At 73.2% G+C, this 18,339-nt stretch carries 13 protein-coding genes and 2 pseudogenes; 7 read left to right on the top strand and 8 right to left on the bottom strand.

What is annotated here, in order from left to right:
- Nucleotides 1–21: 21 nt before the first annotated feature.
- The 6 genes from BS75_RS03440 to BS75_RS03415 all read right to left on the bottom strand — a co-directional run bounded on the left by BS75_RS03440 (nucleotide 22) and on the right by BS75_RS03415 (nucleotide 6,954).
- Complete coding sequence (locus BS75_RS03440) at nucleotides 22–1,482, bottom strand: MFS transporter (RefSeq protein ID WP_152646224.1); 1,461 nt, start codon at nucleotides 1,480–1,482, stop codon at nucleotides 22–24.
- A gap of 88 nt (nucleotides 1,483–1,570) precedes the next feature.
- Nucleotides 1,571–2,464: an SDR family oxidoreductase gene (locus tag BS75_RS03435; RefSeq protein WP_052069139.1), complete on the bottom strand. Its 894-nt coding sequence runs from the start codon at nucleotides 2,462–2,464 to the stop codon at nucleotides 1,571–1,573.
- 48 nt (nucleotides 2,465–2,512) lie between these two features.
- A complete protein-coding gene (locus BS75_RS03430; protein ID WP_034087138.1) occupies nucleotides 2,513–3,190 on the bottom strand; it encodes an HAD family hydrolase in 678 nt (225 codons plus the stop codon).
- A complete protein-coding gene (locus BS75_RS03425; protein ID WP_052069138.1) occupies nucleotides 3,187–4,788 on the bottom strand; it encodes an FAD-dependent monooxygenase in 1,602 nt (533 codons plus the stop codon). The genes BS75_RS03430 and BS75_RS03425 overlap by 4 nt, the downstream gene beginning before the upstream one ends.
- A complete protein-coding gene (locus BS75_RS03420) occupies nucleotides 4,778–5,935 on the bottom strand; it encodes a 3-oxoacyl-[acyl-carrier-protein] synthase III C-terminal domain-containing protein (RefSeq protein ID WP_063776564.1) in 1,158 nt (385 codons plus the stop codon). Before BS75_RS03420 ends, BS75_RS03425 begins: the two co-directional genes overlap by 11 nt.
- Nucleotides 5,932–6,954, bottom strand: coding sequence for a ScbA/BarX family gamma-butyrolactone biosynthesis protein (locus tag BS75_RS03415; protein WP_231607667.1), 1,023 nt, complete (start codon nucleotides 6,952–6,954; stop codon nucleotides 5,932–5,934). The genes BS75_RS03420 and BS75_RS03415 overlap by 4 nt, the downstream gene beginning before the upstream one ends.
- Before the next feature lie 273 nt (nucleotides 6,955–7,227).
- Between BS75_RS03415 and BS75_RS03410 the strand changes: the two genes are divergently transcribed.
- From BS75_RS03410 to BS75_RS03395, 4 genes are all read left to right on the top strand, one after another.
- A complete protein-coding gene (locus BS75_RS03410; RefSeq protein WP_034087137.1) occupies nucleotides 7,228–8,229 on the top strand; it encodes a beta-ketoacyl-ACP synthase III in 1,002 nt (333 codons plus the stop codon).
- Between the two features lie 120 nt (nucleotides 8,230–8,349).
- Nucleotides 8,350–8,589: an acyl carrier protein gene (locus tag BS75_RS03405; RefSeq protein WP_034087136.1), complete on the top strand. Its 240-nt coding sequence runs from the start codon at nucleotides 8,350–8,352 to the stop codon at nucleotides 8,587–8,589.
- Nucleotides 8,589–9,818 carry a beta-ketoacyl-[acyl-carrier-protein] synthase family protein gene (locus tag BS75_RS03400; protein WP_034087135.1) on the top strand — a complete coding sequence of 410 codons (1,230 nt, stop codon included), beginning with the start codon at nucleotides 8,589–8,591 and terminating at the stop codon, nucleotides 9,816–9,818. The genes BS75_RS03405 and BS75_RS03400 overlap by 1 nt, the downstream gene beginning before the upstream one ends.
- A gap of 49 nt (nucleotides 9,819–9,867) precedes the next feature.
- Nucleotides 9,868–10,584: an SDR family oxidoreductase gene (locus BS75_RS03395; protein WP_034087134.1), complete on the top strand. Its 717-nt coding sequence runs from the start codon at nucleotides 9,868–9,870 to the stop codon at nucleotides 10,582–10,584.
- Nucleotides 10,585–10,599: 15 nt separating this feature from the next.
- Here the strand turns inward: BS75_RS03395 and BS75_RS03390 are convergent, their stop codons facing one another.
- Nucleotides 10,600–11,316, bottom strand: a complete 717-nt coding sequence (locus BS75_RS03390) for a GAF and ANTAR domain-containing protein (RefSeq protein WP_034087133.1) — start codon at nucleotides 11,314–11,316, stop codon at nucleotides 10,600–10,602.
- Nucleotides 11,317–11,396: 80 nt separating this feature from the next.
- Nucleotides 11,397–12,167: an ANTAR domain-containing protein gene (locus BS75_RS03385; RefSeq protein ID WP_042440326.1), complete on the bottom strand. Its 771-nt coding sequence runs from the start codon at nucleotides 12,165–12,167 to the stop codon at nucleotides 11,397–11,399.
- A gap of 422 nt (nucleotides 12,168–12,589) precedes the next feature.
- Here BS75_RS03385 and BS75_RS03380 point away from each other — a divergent pair, with 422 nt between their 5' ends.
- The 3 genes and pseudogenes from BS75_RS03380 to BS75_RS52065 all read left to right on the top strand — a co-directional run.
- A complete protein-coding gene (locus BS75_RS03380) occupies nucleotides 12,590–13,156 on the top strand; it encodes a hypothetical protein (protein WP_034087132.1) in 567 nt (188 codons plus the stop codon).
- Nucleotides 13,157–13,382: 226 nt separating this feature from the next.
- A pseudogene (locus BS75_RS43130) lies at nucleotides 13,383–18,004 on the top strand (HAMP domain-containing protein).
- A 10-nt stretch (nucleotides 18,005–18,014) separates the two neighbouring features.
- Nucleotides 18,015–18,317: pseudogene (locus BS75_RS52065) on the top strand (ANTAR domain-containing protein); the annotation flags it as partial.
- Between the last annotated feature and the right edge of the window lie 22 nt (nucleotides 18,318–18,339).

Below are 18,339 nucleotides of genomic sequence, written 5' to 3'. Positions count from 1 at the left end.
GGATTCCGTGTCAAGCGGAGGTCAGGTCGTGTCAGGGATTCTCAGCGGCTGCTCGGGCCGGGCTTCCTCCGGACCCTGCTCCGGACTCCGCTCCGGGGGAGCGGGGCGGGTGGGGCGCACGGTCACCAGCGCGACCAGGACCAGGGCCGCGGCCACCAGCGCGGTGGTGTGCAGGGCGCCGAGTCCGATCGGGGAGTTGGCGATGCTGCCGAGGACGGCGACGCCGAGCACGTAGCCCGTCTGCCGGCCGGCATTGAGCAGACCGCTGGCGATGCCGGCCTGCTCGCCGGGCACACCGCCGATGACCAGGGTGATCTGCGGGCCGACCGTCAGACCGACACCGCAGCCCAGCAGCGCCAGCGCCACGGACAGCGTCAGCACACCGGTGCCGGGCCCGACGGCCAGCAGCGTCAGCGCCCCGGCCGCCGCCAGGCAGAGTCCGGCGACGACCACGGGGCGTGCGCCCCAACGGGTGGTCAGGCGTCCGGTGAGCACCGGCAGCAGGAAGATCGGCAGCGCCGAGGGGAGGAACTGGAGCCCGGTGTCGAGGGCGCTGAGATGCCGGACCTGCTGCAGGTACAGGCTCAGCGCGAACACCAGGCCGTAGTAGGCGGCGAACAGCAGCAGCCCGGTGTTGACGTGCGAGAACAGCCGCGGGGCCCGCAGCAGCGACGCGGGCAGCATGGGTGCGGCGGCCCGGCGCTGGCGCAGCACGAACAGCACCGCGCCGACCACCGCCACCAGGTCGGCCGCCAGCGGCAGCGGCGCCGTCCAGCCCTGGGCGTGGCCCTGGATCAGGGCGGCGGTGAAGGCCGCCATGGTCACCACGACCGCGAACTGGCCGGGAAGGTCGAGGGCGCGGGCCCGGTCCGGCCGGTTGCGCGGCAGCCCCCCGGCGGAGGCCAGCAGCAGGGTGAGCGCTCCGATGGGCAGATTGATGAAGAAGATGGAGCGCCAGCCGACGGTGCTCACCAGCAGGCCGCCCAGGACCGGGCCGAAGGCCTGCGGGCTGCCGGCCGCGGTGGTGAACAGCGCCACGGCCCGCGCGCGCCGCGCCCGGTCCGGGAAGGTCTGGGCGAGCAGCGCCATGGAGGCGGGCATCAGCATGGCCGCGGCCACTCCCTGCAGCAGCCGGGCGCCGACCAGGACCGAGATGTCCGGGGCGACGCCGCAGAGCGCGGAGGCCAGGGTGAACAGCACGACGCCCATCCGGAAGACCCGGAGGGTGCCCCAGCGGTCGACCAGGGTGCCGCCCGAGAGCAGCAGGCAGGCCAGCACCAGCACGTAGCCGTCCACCACCCACTGCAGCGCGTCCAGACCGGTGTGCAGGTCGCGGCCGATGGCCGGCAGGGCGACGTTGACGATGGTGGTGTCCACCACGACCATCGCGTAGCCGATGCAGATGACGGCGAGCGTCAGACCGGGACGCACCCGCTCCGCCGGCTCCGGTCCTGCCTGGCCTGGGTGGGCTTCTGTCGCCACGTGCTTCTCCTCGTCCTGCTGTCGTCCGGTCCTGCTGTCGTCCTGCCGTCTGTGCCGGGGCCGCGCGGCGGCCGTACCGGCGGCGGGGTCAGCCGGGCCACTTGCTGAGCAGGCCGCCGTCGACCCGCAGGGAGGTCCCGGTGATGTACCGGGCGTCGTCGGAGACCAGGAAGGCGGTGGCCGCCGCCACGTCCTCCGGGGCGACCCAGCCGATCGGGAGTTCGTGCCATGCCTGGGCCGCCTTGCCGACCTGTTCCCGGTCGCCGTCCCCGCCCGGCGCCAGCAGGGCGTAGGTCTCCGGATTGTGGAACATGCCAGTGTCGATGTTGGTCGGGACGATCCCGTTGACACGGATGCCGTGTGGGCCCAGTTCGGCGGCGAGGGAACGCATCAGTCCCAGGACCGCGTGCTTGCTTGCACTGTAGTGCGCCGCGGTCGCCACACCACGCGCCTGCGTGGTCGAGCCCATCACGACCACCGATCCGCCGGCTCCCCGGCGCAGCAGATGGGGGACGGCGGCCCGCAGGACGTGCCAGGTGCCGAGGACATTGGTCTCGATCACCGCGCGGAAGGTCTCGGGCTCCAGCTCCCACAGCGGGGCGTTGCCGCCGTTGAGTCCGGCGGTGGCGCAGACGACGTCCAGTCGGCCGTGCAGCTCGGCGGCGGCGTCGACGGCCGTCTGCACGGCGTCGAGATCGCGCTGGTCGGCGCGGTGGACGCTGGCCCGGCGGCCGTGCCGCTCGACCGCGTGGAGGGTCTCCTCGGCCCGGCCGTCCAGGGTGAGCAGGGCGACGTCGGCGCCGTCGGCCGCGAGCCGGACGGCCTGCGCCCGGCCGACGCCCCGGTCCGCGCCGGTCACCAGCGCCACCCGTCCGAGCAGCGGTCGAGGGAGGGCGGTGGCGCCGGGCGTGTCGGCGGGCATGGTGTAGGTGGCCGGGGTGTAGGTGGCCGGGGTGTCGGTGGCCGTGGTTTCGGTGGTCATCGGGCCTCGTCTCCTGAGGGGTTGTCGCGGCTGTGTCGTGACGGGGTGTCAGTGGGTGGCCGGTGCGTGGATTCCGGGCAGCCGGGCCCAGCGGCCGGTGTGGGCCCGGTCGAGGAGGACCGGGTCGTCGCCGACGACCACGGGGTGTCCGACCTGCCCCAGCAGGGCCAGGTCCGAGGCGTGGTCGCCGTAGGCGTAGGACTCCGCCGGGTGGAGCGAGCGCTCCCGCAGCACCTCGGCGGCGGTCTCGGCCTTGCCGGCGCCGATCCGGGTGCGCAGGACCTCACCGGTGTAGCGGCCGTCGGCGACCGCGGGGAGGGTGCCGAGCGCCAGGTCCGCACCGACCCGGGCGGCGATGGGATCCAGGCAGGCCGAGAACGAGCCCGACACCAGCACGACCAGCAGCCCGGCCTGCTGATGGACCCTCAGCGCGTCCAGGACCGGGGGGTGGAACAGTCCGCCGGCGCGCATCCGGTCGGCGAACCACCGCCGCCCGGCCTCGGCGACCTCGGCGGTCCGCTGCCCGGTGAACAGGCGGTAGTAGGCCCGGTTGGACTGCTCGCGGGTGCCGCCCCGGTCGGTGATCTCCCGGAGCGAGCCGGTGGCTTCCGTCGCGGCCCCGTCCGGACGCCCGGACTCCCGGTAGTAGTGGTCGAGGAACGACAGCATGCTCTTGCAGGTGACCAGGGTCTCGTCGACGTCGAAGAACGCCGCCCCGCCGGTCACCCGCGGGCCTCCTGAGCGGGGGTCAGCGCGCCGACCCGGTCGAGCGTGCGCCCCAGGAGCTCGGGTTCCACCGACGACTCCAGCGCGGCGATGTGCCCGTCGGGCCGGAGGACCACGGCCCGGGGACGGGCGCCCAGCGAGCCCCGCAGCACCGACCACGCCGACACGTCCAGCACCGCGCACCGGGACCCGAGGGCCGAGCGCACCGCCTCGACACCGCTCTGCCACCGGGCGCCGCGGCGGCCGCCCGACCACAGCAGCAGGCTGAACCCGTCGGCGGCCACGGTCGGCCACGGGTCGTTCCCGTCCGGGCCCGCGCCCTGGTCGGCGACGAACACCGGCAGCCGCTCGCCCACCCGCAACGGGCGGTCGCGCCAGCGGACGTCGACCTTCGCGTCCGCCCGGTCCGCCGCGTAGTCGACGCTGAGCTGGCTCATCAGCGGTGTCACCAGGCGCTGCAGCACGCCGGTGCGCCGGGCGCCGCGCACCACGGCATCGCGGAACGCGACCCGCACCGGCGTGTCGATCAGTCCCCAGGTCGTCTGCTTCGCCGTCACCAGGGAGATCCGCTCGGCCGAGTGCCGGCGCTCCGGGTCGTAGGAGTCCAGCACGCCGGCGTCGACGGTGCCGTGGATCACGCCGCCCAGCTTCCAGGCGAGGTTCACCGCGTCCTGGATGCCGGTGTTCATCCCCTGGGATCCGGCGGCGCTGAAGATGTGCGCCGCGTCGCCCACCAGGAAGCAGCGGCCGGCCCGGAAGGTGGCGGCGGTCCTGCGGCGGGCGCGGTAGACCGTGGTCCACTTCAGCTCGCCGAGCCGGGCGGTGAACGGCACCACGCGGTCCAGGCTCTCCTGGAACAGCTCGCGCGGGGGCGCGTCCTCGTCGTTCCACACCGGGACGCTGCACGCCACCCGGTAGGTGCCGTCGCCGAAGGGCGCCAGGCCCATCGCCCCGCCCCCGGTGTAGCAGTAGACCATCTCGTCGGGCGGCAGCGGTCCGTCGAGCGGGCCGTCGCCGATGGCGAACAGGACGTCGGCCCCCCGGCCCTGGAACTCGATGCCCAGCAGCTCCCGTACCGCGCTGTGCGCGCCGTCCGCGCCGACCACCCACTCGGCCTCGACCTGCTCCGTCGATCCGTCGGCGTGCCGGAGGGTCGCCGCCGGGCGTTCGCCCGAGTTGTCCAGGCCGACCAGCGAGACCTCGGTCTCCACCTGGCCGCCCAGCTCGACCAGGCGCTTGCGGATGACGTCCTCGGTCTGCCACTGCGGGGTGCACAGGCCGTAGGGGTACGGGGTGTCGTCCAGCCGGCTCATCTCGATGGCGCCGAGCCGGCGTTCGCCCGAGTAGAAGGAGACCGCGTCGATGTGCTTGCCGGTCTGCGCCAGTTGGTGCGCGACGCCGATGCGACGCAGCAGTTCCAGGCTGCGCGGCCACATGATGACCGCCCGCGAGTGGACGGTGGCGCTCGGGGACTCGTCGATGATCCGGACCGGGATGTGCTGCCGCATCAGGTCGCAGGCCACGACCAGGCCGACCGGGCCGGCGCCGACGACCAGGACCGGAGCGGTCCGGGTACGGTCGCTCGGTTCAGTGTTCACAGGCTTGCCTCTCTGTCCGTGCTTGCGGGGGCCGTGCCTGCCGGGGCCGTGCCTGCCGGGCCGTGCCTGCCGGGGCCGGGCTCGCCGGGGCCGGGCGCCGGACGACGGCGCAGGACCAGGTGAACCCGCCCCCGGCGCTGAGGACCAGGGCCGTCTCGCCGGGAGCGATCAGCTTCTGGTCGACCAGGGCGGCGAAGCCGGCCAGCATGTCGCCCGCCCCCAGGTGCCCGGTGAGCCCACCCAGGTCCAGGGCGGGCGCGCCGGTCGCCAGGGCCACCGCCGGCACGTACGCGGACTCCAGTGCCGTCCGTCCGATCCGCGGCAGCACCACGCAGCGCAGGCCCGGGTCGTCGGCGGCGATACCGGCCTCGGCCGTGCTCGACCGGATCAGTTCGGGGACCCGCAGCCGCACGGTCCGCGCGAACGACTCCTTGCCGTTGGCCTCCAGGAACGCCTTCTTGGTCCGGCGGACGTCGACCGTGCCGCCGTGGGCGTGCGGGGCCCGGCTGAACCCGTCCCGGCCCCGGTGCATGGTCTCCAGCTCGGCCGCCGTGGTCGAGCGGAGGGCCAGCAGGTCCAGCGAGCCCTCGTCGGTCCAGTCCGCCCGTCCCGCCTCGCCCGGGAGGGTGGACCGGAGCAGCGCCGCCGTGGCCCCGTCGCCGTACCAGAGGCCGTAGTCACCGCGCCAGCGGTCGAATCCCGGGGCGCAGAACCGGTCCGCGGTGGTGACCACGGCGGTGTGCAGCCGCGGATCGGCCTGCAGCCAGGCGGCGGCGGTCTCCAGGGCGGCGGCGCCGCCGTTGCACATCTGCTGGATCCCCAGCGCCGTGGCCCGGAGCGCGCCCAGACCGTGGGCGACGTAGTGGGCCGGGGACCAGAAGTCGTGGCCCTGGTGGTAGGTCCAGGCGTGGACCAGCAGATCGACGGCCCCGGCGTCGAGGCCCGCCGCGGCCAGACAGGCCGCGGCCGCGCGCACGGCCAGCTCGGGCGCCGCCTCGGTCTCGGAGACCGGGAGCTGCCGGTAGCCGGTGGCCGACACGTCCTCGGCCGCCAGCGCCCCGCGGGCCACGGCCTCGGTCACGGTCTCCACCGTGTCGGGGACGACGGTGCGCGCGGCGACGATCCGGAGCGGCCGGGTCAGTCTCACTGCGCGGCCCCGGCGCGGGGCACGAGTCCGTCGGTGACCGTGAACGAGGCCTCGGCGATGGTCCTGCCGTCCTGCGCGAACACGGTGTGCAGCCGGGTGCCCTCGTCCTGCCGTTCCTCGGCGGTCGGACGGCGGGCGCTCACCGTGAGCGGGCTGTCCAGCTCCGCGTAGCTGGTGAACGAGGCGTCCAGCCCGGTCACGACGCAGCGGTCCGCCGCCGCTATGCCGAACTCCTCGGCTGCCAGCACGCTCAGTTGGCGGCCGGCCTCCATCAGCACCATCCCCGGATGGTGGTCCTGGGCGTGGTCGAAGAGGCTGGGGTGCGCACCCGCGACCCGCAGCCGCGCCCGGACCGAGTCCGGCTCGTGGACCGGGTCCAGCAGGACCACGTTGTCCGGCTGGTTGCGCCCGACCCGGCCCGGCTCCACCGGCTCGCCCGCAGGATCGGCGCGGAACGCTTCGGAGGAGGGCAGCCGACTGGTGCGGTACCGCTCGCGCATCGCCTCGTAGACCTCGGTCGGCAGGTAGCCGGCCTGGATCCGGGTCTCGCCGACGTGCTGCTCGGAGACGTACAGCTGGATGGTGTAGCCGAGGGCGCGCAGCACCCCGTCCCGCCACTGGCCGTCGTGGGTGGCGACGGTCATCGCCAGCTCCAGCGGACCCGGTTCGAGCCGCACCGACGCGAGCCCCGGCAGCTCCATCGACCAGGAGGCCAGCACGAACTTCTGGCTCTCCGGCGCCCCGAAGTGCGCGTGCACCGCGTGGGTCTCGGCCTGGCGGCAGCATTCGAGCAGGAGCAGCGGATCGATCGGCGAGGGACCCGTGTGGTCGCTGTAGTAGGCGTGGGAGGAGGGCAACTGGGCGGCGGAGACGAAGCCGTCCTGGTCGACCCGCCTGCTGTCGGTCAGGAAGAGTTCGGACAGGGCGCTGCGGTGCACCAGGTCGCGGTCGACGGTGCGGACGAATTCGAGCTCGGACATCTTGGAGCGGGTCTTCTCCCACTCGGAGGTGACTGCCACGCTGATCCTCGCTTCCCGTGGGGCTCGTACCGGTTGGTGCCAGGGACAGGGACTCCCTCCACCCTGGCCGCCCGCGCCACTCCCTCCCTCAGCCCCCGCCCACGGCGGCGGTGGGCCGGGGCTGAGCGCCCGGTGAGCGGGGGCTGAGCGGGGGCGGAGCGGCGGAGGAGCGGGGGCGGACAGGATGGGAGCAGGCGAAAGCGACGAAGGGAGCGAGACGGTGACCGAATTCCCCTGCGGACCCAGTGGCCGCAGCGGCCGCTGCGGCCCCGGATGAACCGGGCGGCGGTGGTGGCCGGTCTGGGCGCCTGGGTGCCGGAGACGGTGGTGACCAATGACGACCTGGCCGCCCGGTTGGACACCTCGGCGGAGTGGATCAGCACCCGCACCGGGATAGAGCAACGACACATCGTCGCCCCTGGCGAGTCCACCGGGGACCTCGCGGTCGAGGCCGGGGGACGGGCGCTGAAGTCGGCCGGGACCGAGCGGGCCGACATGGTCGTCCTGGCGACGAGCACCCCGGACCGCAGCTGCCCCGCCACCGCTCCCGAGGTCGCCGCCCGACTGGGCCTCGGCGGGGCCGCGGCCTTCGACATCGCCGCGGTCTGCACCGGCTTCGTCTACGCGCTGGGCGTCTCGGCCGCCCTGGTCGAGTCCGGAACCGCCGGGACGGTGCTGGTCATCGGGGCGGACACGTTCTCGACCATCCTCAACCCCGCGGACCGGACCACCCGGGCGATCTTCGGCGACGGCGCCGGAGCGGTGCTGCTGCGGGCCGGCGCCCCGGCGGAACCCGGCGCGCTCAAGGGACTCCACCTGGGCAGCGACGGCACCCGCAGCCGCCTGCTGGAGGTGGCGGCCGGCGGATCCCGGCAGCGCTCGACCGGCCGGCCGGCCGAGCCGGACGCCGAGTTCTTCACCATGGAGGGCCGGGCCGTGTTCGCCGAGGCGGTCCGGCACATGGCCGCGTCGGTCGAGACCACCGCGCGGCTGCTGGACTGGCGGCTGGACGACCTCGACCGGGTGGTGCTGCACCAGGCCAACTCCCGCATCCTGGTGGCGGTCGCCGAGCGCATCGGCCTGCCGGCGGACCGCTTCGTCCGCAATATCGAGCGCGTCGGCAACACGGTCGCCGCGTCGATCCCGCTCGCCCTGGCCGACGGAGTGCGCCGCGGCGAACTGCTCGCCGGGCAGCGCGTCGTCCTGGGCGGCTTCGGCGGCGGGCTGACCTGGGGCTCGGTCGGACTGGTCTGGCCGGACGTGGTCGCGGCCTGAGCCGCCCCCTCCGGGCCACCCGCCCACCGCCCGCCCCGATGCCCGGCCATCGCCCGCCCCATCGCCCGGCCGCCCTCCGAACCGTGCGACCGCACGGACACACCGTCAAGGAGTCCTGCCATGAACGCGACCGAAGAACGCATCTCCGCGCTGCTCACCGAGCGGTTCAAGGTCAAGAGCGCCGCCATCGGCCCCGAGGTGACCCTGGGGAACCTCTCCTTCGACTCCCTCGTCCTGATCGAGTTCGGTCTGGTGCTGGACAAGGAGTTCGACGTCCTGATGGAGGACGGGGAGCTCACCGAGGAGATGACCGTGGCCGCCCTCGCCGAGCTGCTCCGGACCAAGGGAGTGGCCGGCTGATGCCGCGCGACGACACGGAGGTCGTGGTCACCGGACTGGGGCTGGTGACGCCGGCCGGCATCGGCGTCGAGAGCAACTGGGAGCGCGTCACCTCGGGGGTTTCCTGCGCCACGACGGACGCGGCGCTCAGCGGGCTCCAGGTCGACTTCGACTGCCGGGTGCCGGGTTTCGACCCGGAGGCCCTCCTCGGCGGCTTCTCCTCCTGGCAGCTCGAACGGTTCGTCCAACTCGCCATCGTGGCCGCCCGGCAGGCGATCGCGGACGCCGGCTGGGAGCCGGGCGCCTGGGACGGCGGCCGGGTCGGCGTGGTGCTCGGCAACTCCCTGGGCGGCACCGCCACCTTCGAGGAGCAGTGCCGCACCCTGCGCGAGGACGGACCCACCAAGGTCTCGCCGCTGACGGTGCCCAAGTACCTGCCCAACATGGTCGCCGGCTACGTCGCCATCGACTGCGGCGCCCGCGGGCCCAGCCTGGTGACCGCCACCGCCTGCGCGTCCGGGACCACCGCCCTCGGCGTGGCCCGGAGCATGCTCCGCAACGGGGAGTGCGACATCGTCCTGGCCGGGGGCAGCGAGTCCGCGCTCACCCCCACCGCGATGGCGGGTCTGGCCAAGATGGGCGCCCTGTCCCGGCGGCGGGAGAGCCCGGAGAGCGCCGGCCGTCCGTTCGACATCGAACGGGACGGCTTCGTGGCGGGCGAGGCGGCCGGGGTGCTGGTCCTCGAACGCGCCGCCGACGCCCGGGCCAGGGGCGCCTCGGTCCGCGCCGTGGTGCGCGGCTACGGCGCCGCCTCCGACGCCCACCACCCCACCGCGCCCAGGCCCGACGGGGAGGGCATCGAACAGGCGCTGCGCACCGCCCTGGCCGACGCCGGCGTCGCCGCCTCGGACGTCGACCATGTGAACGCGCACGGCACCGCCACCCCGATGAACGACGTGATCGAGGGCCGGATGCTGCGCCGGGTGCTCGGCGACCGGCCGGTGGTGACCTCGACCAAGGGCGTGACCGGCCACACCCTCGCCGCGGCGGGGGCGATCGAGGCCGCCTACACCGTCCTGGCCATCGAGCGCGGCCTGGTGCCGCCGACGGCCAACCTCAAGAACCAGGACCCCGAGATCGACCTGGACATCGTCAGCGGCGAGCCGCGCAGCGGCCGCATCGAGGTGGCGGTCAGCACCTCGCTCGGCTTCGGCGGCCACAACGCCGTCCTGCTGCTCACCGCGGCCTGAGCCGCCGAGCGAGCCGCCGAGTGAACCGTCGAACAGGGAAGGACGCACCATGAGCCGATCGGTCTTCATCACCGGAGGCAACCGCGGCATCGGCCTGGCCGTGGCCAAGGCGTTCGCCGCGGACGGCGACCGGGTGGCGGTCACCCACCGGGGGGAGGGACGACCCGAGGGGCTGCCCGAGGCGCTGCTGGGCATCCGGGCGGATGTCGCCGTGCCGGGCGAGGTCGAACACGCGCTGAAGCAGGCGGAGACCGCCCACGGCCCGGTGGAGGTGGTGGTGGCCAACGCCGGCATCACCCGGGACGGCCCGATGCTGCGGATGTCCGACGAGGCGTTCGACGAGGTGATCAGGACCAATCTCACCGGCACGTTCGTGACCGTGCGGGCCGCCGTGCGGAGCATGCTCGCGGAGCGGCGCGGGCGGGTCGTGCTGCTCTCCTCGGCCCTGGGGTTCCTGGGCTCGCCGGGGCAGACCAACTACGCGGCCTCGAAGACCGGGCTGCTCGGACTCGCCCGATCGCTGGTGTGGGAGATCGGCGACCGGGGCATCACGGTCAACGTCGTGGCTCCCGGGATCATCGACACCGGGATGACGGCGGCGCTGTCGGCCAGGCGGATGGAGGAGCTGATGCGGATGACCCCGCTGGGCCGCCCCGGTTCGGTCGACGAGGTGGTGGCGGCCGTCCGGTTCCTGGCAGGGGAGAGCGCGGGTTACATCACCGGAGCGGTGCTGCCGGTGAGCGGTGGCATCGGTATGGGCATGTAGCCGGCGCCGGCAGGCTCAGACGACCAGGTCGGTGAGGGGTTCGGTGCCGTTGACGAAGGCCAGGGCGAGGTCGGACAGCCGCCGCTGGTGGGCGCGGGCGTAGCTGCGGAGGGCGGTGAACGCCTGCTCCATGTCGATGTCGAGGCGCTCGGCGAGCTTTCCCTTGGCCTGTTCGATCAGTACGCGGCTGTTCAGCGCGGTCTGCAGCTGTTCGTTCAGCAGGCTGTTGGCCCGGGTGGAGCGCTGCTGCAGCAGGCTGATGGTGGCGACGTCGGCCAGGGCCTGGCCCAGCGGGACCGCGGCCGGGTCGAACCGGTTCGGGCCGGAGCTGAACAGGTTGAGCGCCCCGACGACGTCGTCGCGCAGCCGCATCGGCAGGGCCTGGACGCCGGTGAACCCCCGCAGCTGGGCCTGGGCGACGAACTGCGGCCAGCGCAGCGCCTCGGCGGCCAGGTCGGGCACGGTCACCGGGGCACCGGTGCGGAAGCACTCCAGGCACGGGCCCTCGTCGTTCTGGATCTGGAAGAGCTCCACCAGCCGGGCCTGCTCGCTGGAGGCGGCCATCACCCGGAGCTCGCCGTTGAGATCGGCGAGCAGCACCCCGGCCGCGCCCACGCCGAGCACGCCCACACAGCGGTCGGCCAGCAGGCGCAGGAAGTCGATGAGGTCGAAGTCGGCGACGAGATTGTCCGCCAGTTCGACGAAGGTCTTGGCGAGCAGTTGTTCATCCATGGCGGTCACCTTGTTCGAGACTGGTCCCGCTCGCCACGAGCGGGAATGCGTGCGGTCGTTCCTGGCGGCCTGTCACGTGGTCATGGTCCATCGTCCACCTCGCCCACTCCGCCCAGCGGCGGGTCGGGCTCGGGATCGGGCGGGAAGCGCAGCCGGCGGCCGACCACGTCGGCCGCGACCTCGGAGATCCGACGGTTGTGGGCGTAGGCGTGGGCCCGCAGCCGGATGAACGCCTCCTCGATGCCGACGCCGATCTGCCCGGTCAGCATGCCGGTGGCCTGGTCGATCTCGGCGCGGTAGCCGGAGCCGACCGGCTCCGGCTCGTATCCGGCGGCGACGCCACCGCGTTCGGCGGCCCTGGTGTTGAGCAGGACCAGCGTGGCGAAGTCGGCGAAGGCGGTCGCCTCGGCCAGTTCCTGCGGGCCCAGCAGGAGCGGGAGGCGGGAGTAGAGGTCCAGCACACCGGGGCTGATCGCCCCGATCCGCAGCGGGAACGCGAAGACGGCAGCGGCTCCGGCGTCGACCGCGGCCGGGGCGAACACCGGCCAGCGGCTCAGCGAGTCCTCGGCGCGCAGGTCCGGCGTCCACACCGCGGCTCCCAGCGCGAAGGCGTCCACACAGGGGCCCTCCCCGAGCGTGAGCTGCAGTTCCTCCAGCTGTTCGCTGATGCTGTCGGTGCTGCACAGCGGGTAGCCGGCCACCGTGGGCGACATGGCCGAGATCCCGGCGCCGCCGACCGGCAGGGACTCCACGGCGGCGGCGCACACGTCGGCCACGCCGACCGGCCCGCCGTGCCGCGCCGCCCGCTCGGCCACCAGCACCGCGATCCGTGCCGCCCGGTTACCGAACATCGCGCATCCGCGTGGGTCGCAGGGCTGTCCGGACGGCGCCGCCGGCGCGCCCGATCCAGGGTTCGACCGCGGAACTGCGGTCGTCCGTCCGCTGGATCACCACTGGGTCACCACCCTCGGCCGACGCGTGCCCCCGGGCGCCGGCGGGGCGGCGGGGGTGCCGACACGGAGCGACGGCGCGGACGCCGCCTGCGACCACCTGGGTCCGGGGTGGTGTGCCCTCAGCATAGACGCGTCCCGGGTGCCCGGCGGCGAAACCCGTGGTCCGGAACCGTCCGGACGGTGACCGGGGCGCGGGCGACCACGTCATTTGACGGGGGAGCCCCGGCAGTTCGGCCGATGTTCGCCCGGCGCTTGCTGGGGCACTGTGGGGGTGCGCACGAGCGCGGCACCGGCGCAGCGGATGAGGGAGAAGAGAGCGAATGAGTCTCGAAGGGTTCTTCGCCACGGCCGCGGGTGTGGCCGGCGCGTTGATCGGACTGCTGTTCGTCGCCGTCTCGATGCTGCGAGAGCGACTGGCGGAGCAGGAGGAGACCCAGCTCCACCGCGCGCAGACAGCCGCGACCCTCACGGCGTTCGTCAACGCCCTGACCGTGTCGCTGATGGCACTCATCCCCGGCGAGAAGCTCGGCTGGGCGGCACTCGTCGACGGCATCCTCGGGCTCGGCGTCGTCGTGGTCTGCGTGCTCTCGCTGGCCCTTGAGCAGGGCCTCGACTGGCGGGCCCTGCCGGACCTGTCGTTCCTGTTCGTCCTCGCCGCGACCTTCGGCACCCAACTGGTCTCCGGGATCCAGGTGCTCGCCGACCCGGGCGGAACCGGTGCGGTACGCACCATCGCCGCGCTCCTCGTCGTCTGCTTCCTGGTCGGGATCTCGCGCGCATGGGAACTCGTCGGGGGACCCACCATCGGACTGGGACGTCAGATCGCCGAGCTGATCCGGCCGCTTGCCCGGAAACGGCGGGAACTCCGTGGGCCCGCCGGTCCGTGACCAACCGTCAGCCGCCGAGCTCTGCAACGGCCCTGCCGTCTCGAACCCCGTGCCGCTCTTCGGGGCGTCGAGCGCTCCGGATGCGGAAGGGAGTCGTCCGTACGGCGCGAACAGCGCGGCGGTCTCGGATTCCGTTGCCTCGGCGGCCTGCGCTGCGGGTAAGGTCTGCTGGAGATCCGACAACAGTTGTTGTCGAGCTGCGGACCGGATCCGGGCGCGGGACGAGATGAGGGCAGGCATGGGTGACATGGCCGGCAACAGCGGACGTGCTGTCAAGCGCGGAGTGCCGGGCGCGCGTGCGGCGGTGGCGCGGGGGGAGGCCGGGGTCGGGGAGCCCGAACTCCGGCAGCTGCTGGCGGGGTTGACCGCGGTGCGCGACGGCGACTTCGGCACCCGGCTGCCCGGTGACGGCGAGGGGCTGCTGGGGGAGATCGCGACGGTCTTCAACGGCATGGTGGACCAGTTGTCGCTGTTCACCTCGGAGGTGACCCGGGTGGCCCGCGAGGTGGGCACCGAGGGGCGGCTGGGCGGGCAGGCCGAGGTGCCGGGGGTGTCCGGGACCTGGGCCGACCTGACCGACTCGGTGAACGCCATGGCGGGGAACCTCACCACCCAGGTCCGCGACATCGCCCAGGTGGCGACGGCGGTGGCCAAGGGCGACCTGTCGCAGAAGATCGACGTGGACGCGCGCGGCGAGATCCTGGAGCTGAAGGAGACCGTCAACACGATGGTCGACCAGCTGTCCTCCTTCGGGGCGGAGGTGACGCGGGTCGCGCGCGAGGTCGGCAGCGAGGGCCGACTGGGCGGTCAGGCGCAGGTGCCCGGTGTGGGCGGGGTGTGGCGGGACCTGACCGACTCGGTGAACTTCATGGCCGGGAACCTCACCGACCAGGTCCGCAACATCGCCCAGGTGACCACGGCGGTGGCCAAGGGCGATCTGTCGCAGAAGATCACGGTGGACGCGCGCGGGGAGATCCTGGAGCTCAAGAACACCATCAACACCATGGTCGACCAGCTGTCCTCGTTCGCCGACGAGGTCACCAGGATGGCGCGCGAGGTCGGCACCGAGGGCCGCCTCGGCGGCCAGGCGCAGGTGCCCGGCGTCGGCGGCACCTGGCGGGACCTCACCGACTCGGTGAACTTCATGGCCGGGAACCTCACCGCGCAGGTCCGCTCCATCGCCCAGGTCGCCACGGCGGTGGCCAAGGGCGATCTGTCGCAGAAGATCACGGTGGATGCGCGCGGGGAGATCCTGGAGCTGAAGAACACCATCAACACCATGGTCGACCAGCTGTCCGCGTTCGCGGACGAGGTGACCCGGGTGGCCCGCGAGGTCGGCACCGAGGGTCGGCTCGGCGGGCAGGCCGACGTCAAGGGGGTGTCGGGCACCTGGAAGGACCTGACCGAGTCGGTCAATGTCATGGGCGACAACCTCACCGCGCAGGTCCGCTCCATCGCCCAGGTCACCACGGCGGTGGCCAAGGGAGATCTGTCGCAGAAGATCCGGGTGGATGCGCGGGGGGAGATCCTGGAGCTGAAGGAGACCATCAACACCATGGTCGACCAGTTGTCCGCGTTCGCGGACGAGGTGACCCGGGTGGCGCGGGAGGTCGGTACCGAGGGCAATCTCGGTGGTCAGGCGACGGTTCGCGGGGTGTCGGGGACGTGGAAGGACCTGACCGACAACGTGAATGTGATGGCGTCCAACCTGACGGGGCAGGTGCGGTCGATCGCGCAGGTCGCCACGGCGGTGGCCCGGGGGGACCTGTCGCAGAAGATCACGGTGGAGGCGAAGGGGGAGGTCGCGGCGCTGGCGGGGGTGATCAACACCATGGTCGACACCCTGTCGGCCTTCGCGGACGAGGTGACCCGGGTGGCGCGGGAGGTGGGCACCGAGGGCATGCTCGGCGGCCAGGCCCGGGTGCCGAACGTCGCCGGGACCTGGAAGGACCTGACCGACAACGTCAACTCGATGGCGAACAACCTGACCAACCAGGTCCGCAACATCGCCCAGGTGACCACGGCCGTCGCGCAGGGCGACCTGACCCGCAAGATCGACGTCGACGCCCGGGGCGAGATCCTGGAGCTGAAGACGACCATCAACACCATGGTGGACCAGCTGTCCTCGTTCGCGGCCGAGGTGACCCGGGTGGCGCGCGAGGTGGGCAGCGAGGGCCGGCTCGGGGGCAGGCCGAGGTCGAGGGCGTGTCGGGCACCTGGAAGCGGCTGACCGAGAACGTCAACGAGCTGGCCGGGAACCTCACCCGGCAGGTCCGGGCGATCGCCGAGGTCACCAGCGCGGTGGCCGAGGGCGACCTGACCCGCTCGATCACCGTCGACGCCTCCGGCGAGGTCGCCGACCTCAAGGACAACATCAACTCCATGGTGGAGTCGCTGCGCGAGACCACCCGCGCCAACCACGACCAGGACTGGCTCAAGTCCAACCTGGCCCGGATCTCCGGCCTGATGCAGGGCCGCCGCGACCTGGCCGTGGTCGCCGAGCTCATCATGGACGAACTCGCACCACTGGTCACGGCCCAGTACGGGGCCTTCTACCTGGCCGAGGCCGACGAAGCCGCCGACCGCGTCGAACTGCACCTCCTCGGCTCCTACGGCCACCCCGGCGGGGTGGGCGGCGACGGGCGGCCCCGGCACTTCCGCCTGGGCCAGTCGCTGGTAGGCCAGGCCGCGCGCAGCCGCCGCACGATCGCCGTCGACGACCTGCCCCCCGACTACGTCACCATCGGTTCCGGGCTCGGGCGCACCGCGCCGACCAGTCTGGTCCTGCTGCCGATCGTGGTCGAGGAGCAGGTCCTGGGCGTGATCGAGCTGGCGTCGGTGAACCGCTTCACCCCGGTCCACCGCGACTTCCTGGAACAGCTGATGGAGACCATCGGGGTCAACGTCAGCACCATCATCGCCAACTCGCGCACCGACGAACTGCTGGGCGAGTCCCAGCGCCTGGCCGCCGAACTGCAGGCCCGCTCCGAGGAACTGCAGAACCAGCAGGAGGAGTTGCAGCGCTCCAACGACGAACTGGAGGAGAAGGCCACCCTGCTGGCCAGTCAGAACCGCGACATCGAGGCCAAGAACCTGGAGATCGAGCAGGCCCGGCAGGAGCTGGAGACGCGCGCCCAGCAGCTCTCCCTCGCCTCGAAGTACAAGTCCGAGTTCCTGGCCAATATGAGCCACGAGCTGCGGACGCCGCTCAACAGCCTGCTGATCCTGGCCCAGCTGCTGGCGCAGAACCCGACCCGGAACCTGACGCCCAAGCAGGTGGAGTACGCCGGAGTGATCCACTCGGCCGGATCCGACCTGCTGCAGCTGATCAACGACATCCTGGACCTGTCCAAGGTCGAGGCCGGCAAGATGGAGGTCACCCCCGAGCGGGTCCCGCTGCGGCAACTGCTGGACTACGTCGAGGCCACCTTCCGCCCGCTGACCACCGAGAAGAACCTCGACTTCCGGGTCACCACCGCCCCCGGCACCGCCACCGAGCTGCTGACCGACGACTCCCGGCTGCGCCAGGTGCTGCGCAACCTGCTGTCCAACGCGGTGAAGTTCACCGAGACCGGCACCGTCGAACTGCACATCGAGCCGGCCGACCAGGAACGGCTCCCGGAACAGGTGCGCCGCCACGGCCCCGCGCTGTCCCTGCGGGTGCGCGACACCGGGATCGGCATCGCCGAGCAGCAGCTGGAGACCATCTTCGGGGCGTTCCAGCAGGCGGACGGCACCACCAGCCGCAAGTACGGCGGCACCGGGCTCGGCCTGTCCATCAGCCGCGAGATCGCCCAACTGCTCGGCGGCTCCATCGCCGCCGAGAGCACCCTGGGCGAAGGCAGCACCTTCACCCTGTTCCTGCCGCTGGCCAGGCCCGAGTACCAGGAACAGGCCGGTTCCGGTGAACCCGCCCCGGAGCCGGCGGCGGACGCCGAGGGCGTCCCGGCCCCGCGTCCGGCGGTGACGCCGGCGGTCGCCGCGCAGCAGCGCCGGCTGCTGGTGATCGAGGAGCGCCCGCGCGGACTGCTGTCCCTGGTCGCCGAGAGCGCCGTCGCGGACCTGGCCGAGAGCCGGGAACCGGGCGGGCTGCCCAACCGGGTCGAGGTGGTGTCCGTGGTCGGCGCCGCCGAGGCCGCCGCCGCCCTGGCGGACGAGACCTGCCACTGCGTGGTGCTGGAGCTGGACATGCCCGAGGGCGCGGCGTTCGCCTTCCTGGAGGCGCTGGACGGCGATCCGGCGCTGCGCAGCGTCCCGGTGCTGGCCCACAACAGCCGTCGCCTGGGCGTCGCCCAGGAGCAGCAGCTGCACGCCAGGGCCGACCACCGCCCGCTGGAGCTGCTGTCCAGCCTGGACGAGCTGCGCGAGCGCATCGCGCTTCACCTCAGTGCCGAGCAGCCCGGCGACGTGCTCCCGCTGGTCCGCCCCGACGGCGGCCGCCGGCCGGTGCTCAAGGAGGTCGACGGCAGCCTGGCCGGACGCCGGGTGCTGGTCGTCGACGACGACCCGCGCAACGTCTTCGCCCTCACCGGCATCCTGGAACTCCACGGGATGCGGGTCCTGCACGCCGAGAACGGCCGGGCCGGGATCGAGGCGCTCACGCAGCACACGGACGTCGACCTGGTCCTGATGGACGTGATGATGCCGGAGATGGACGGCTACACGGCCACGGCCGCGATCCGCGCCATGCCGCAGTACGCGGACCTGCCCATCATCGCGGTCACCGCCAAGGCCATGCACGGGGACCGGGAGAAGAGCCTGGCCTCGGGCTCCAGCGACTACGTGACCAAGCCCGTCGACGCCAACGCCCTGATCGCCGCCATCCAGCGCTGGCTCCGGGTCGCGTAGTGGCGGCGACAGGGCGGCCGCCGGCGGCCGGGCGCTGATCGAGATGGCGACCGGCGTCCTGGTGGAACGCCTCCACTGCGGCCCGCGCGACGCGGCCCGGCAGTTGGACGCCCTCGCCGCCGAGGCGGGGACGAACCCGCTGGAGCTCGCCGCCGAGATCGTCGACCAGGCCGCCCAGGACGACCTCAGCCTGCTCACCCGGCTGCTGGCCGCCGCCGACACCCAGGCGGTCGCCGACTCGCTGCTCCGCTACGCGCTCGCTCCGCTGGGCGCGACCGCGCTCGCCGTGCGGTCGATCGGCGCCGACGCCGCCGAGTCCGGTCGGACTACCGGCC

This window comes from Streptacidiphilus albus JL83, from assembly GCF_000744705.1.
Classification (GTDB): domain Bacteria; phylum Actinomycetota; class Actinomycetes; order Streptomycetales; family Streptomycetaceae; genus Streptacidiphilus; species Streptacidiphilus albus.
Note: the sequence above shows the minus strand (reverse complement) of the source record. Positions and strands in the feature narration are given on the sequence as shown.

What these genes read in the sequence shown, in the direction of transcription:
- BS75_RS03435 (WP_052069139.1), bottom strand. Translation starts at nt 2,464, where the DNA reads ATGACCACCGAAACCACGGCCACCGACACCCCGGCCACCTACACCCCG.
- BS75_RS03410 (WP_034087137.1), top strand. Translation starts at nt 7,228, where the DNA reads ATGAACCGGGCGGCGGTGGTGGCCGGTCTGGGCGCCTGGGTGCCGGAG.
- BS75_RS03405 (WP_034087136.1), top strand. Translation starts at nt 8,350, where the DNA reads ATGAACGCGACCGAAGAACGCATCTCCGCGCTGCTCACCGAGCGGTTC.
- BS75_RS03400 (WP_034087135.1), top strand. Translation starts at nt 8,589, where the DNA reads ATGCCGCGCGACGACACGGAGGTCGTGGTCACCGGACTGGGGCTGGTG.
- BS75_RS03395 (WP_034087134.1), top strand. Translation starts at nt 9,868, where the DNA reads ATGAGCCGATCGGTCTTCATCACCGGAGGCAACCGCGGCATCGGCCTG.
- BS75_RS03390 (WP_034087133.1), bottom strand. Translation starts at nt 11,316, where the DNA reads ATGGATGAACAACTGCTCGCCAAGACCTTCGTCGAACTGGCGGACAAT.
- BS75_RS03385 (WP_042440326.1), bottom strand. Translation starts at nt 12,167, where the DNA reads ATGTTCGGTAACCGGGCGGCACGGATCGCGGTGCTGGTGGCCGAGCGG.
- BS75_RS03380 (WP_034087132.1), top strand. Translation starts at nt 12,590, where the DNA reads ATGAGTCTCGAAGGGTTCTTCGCCACGGCCGCGGGTGTGGCCGGCGCG.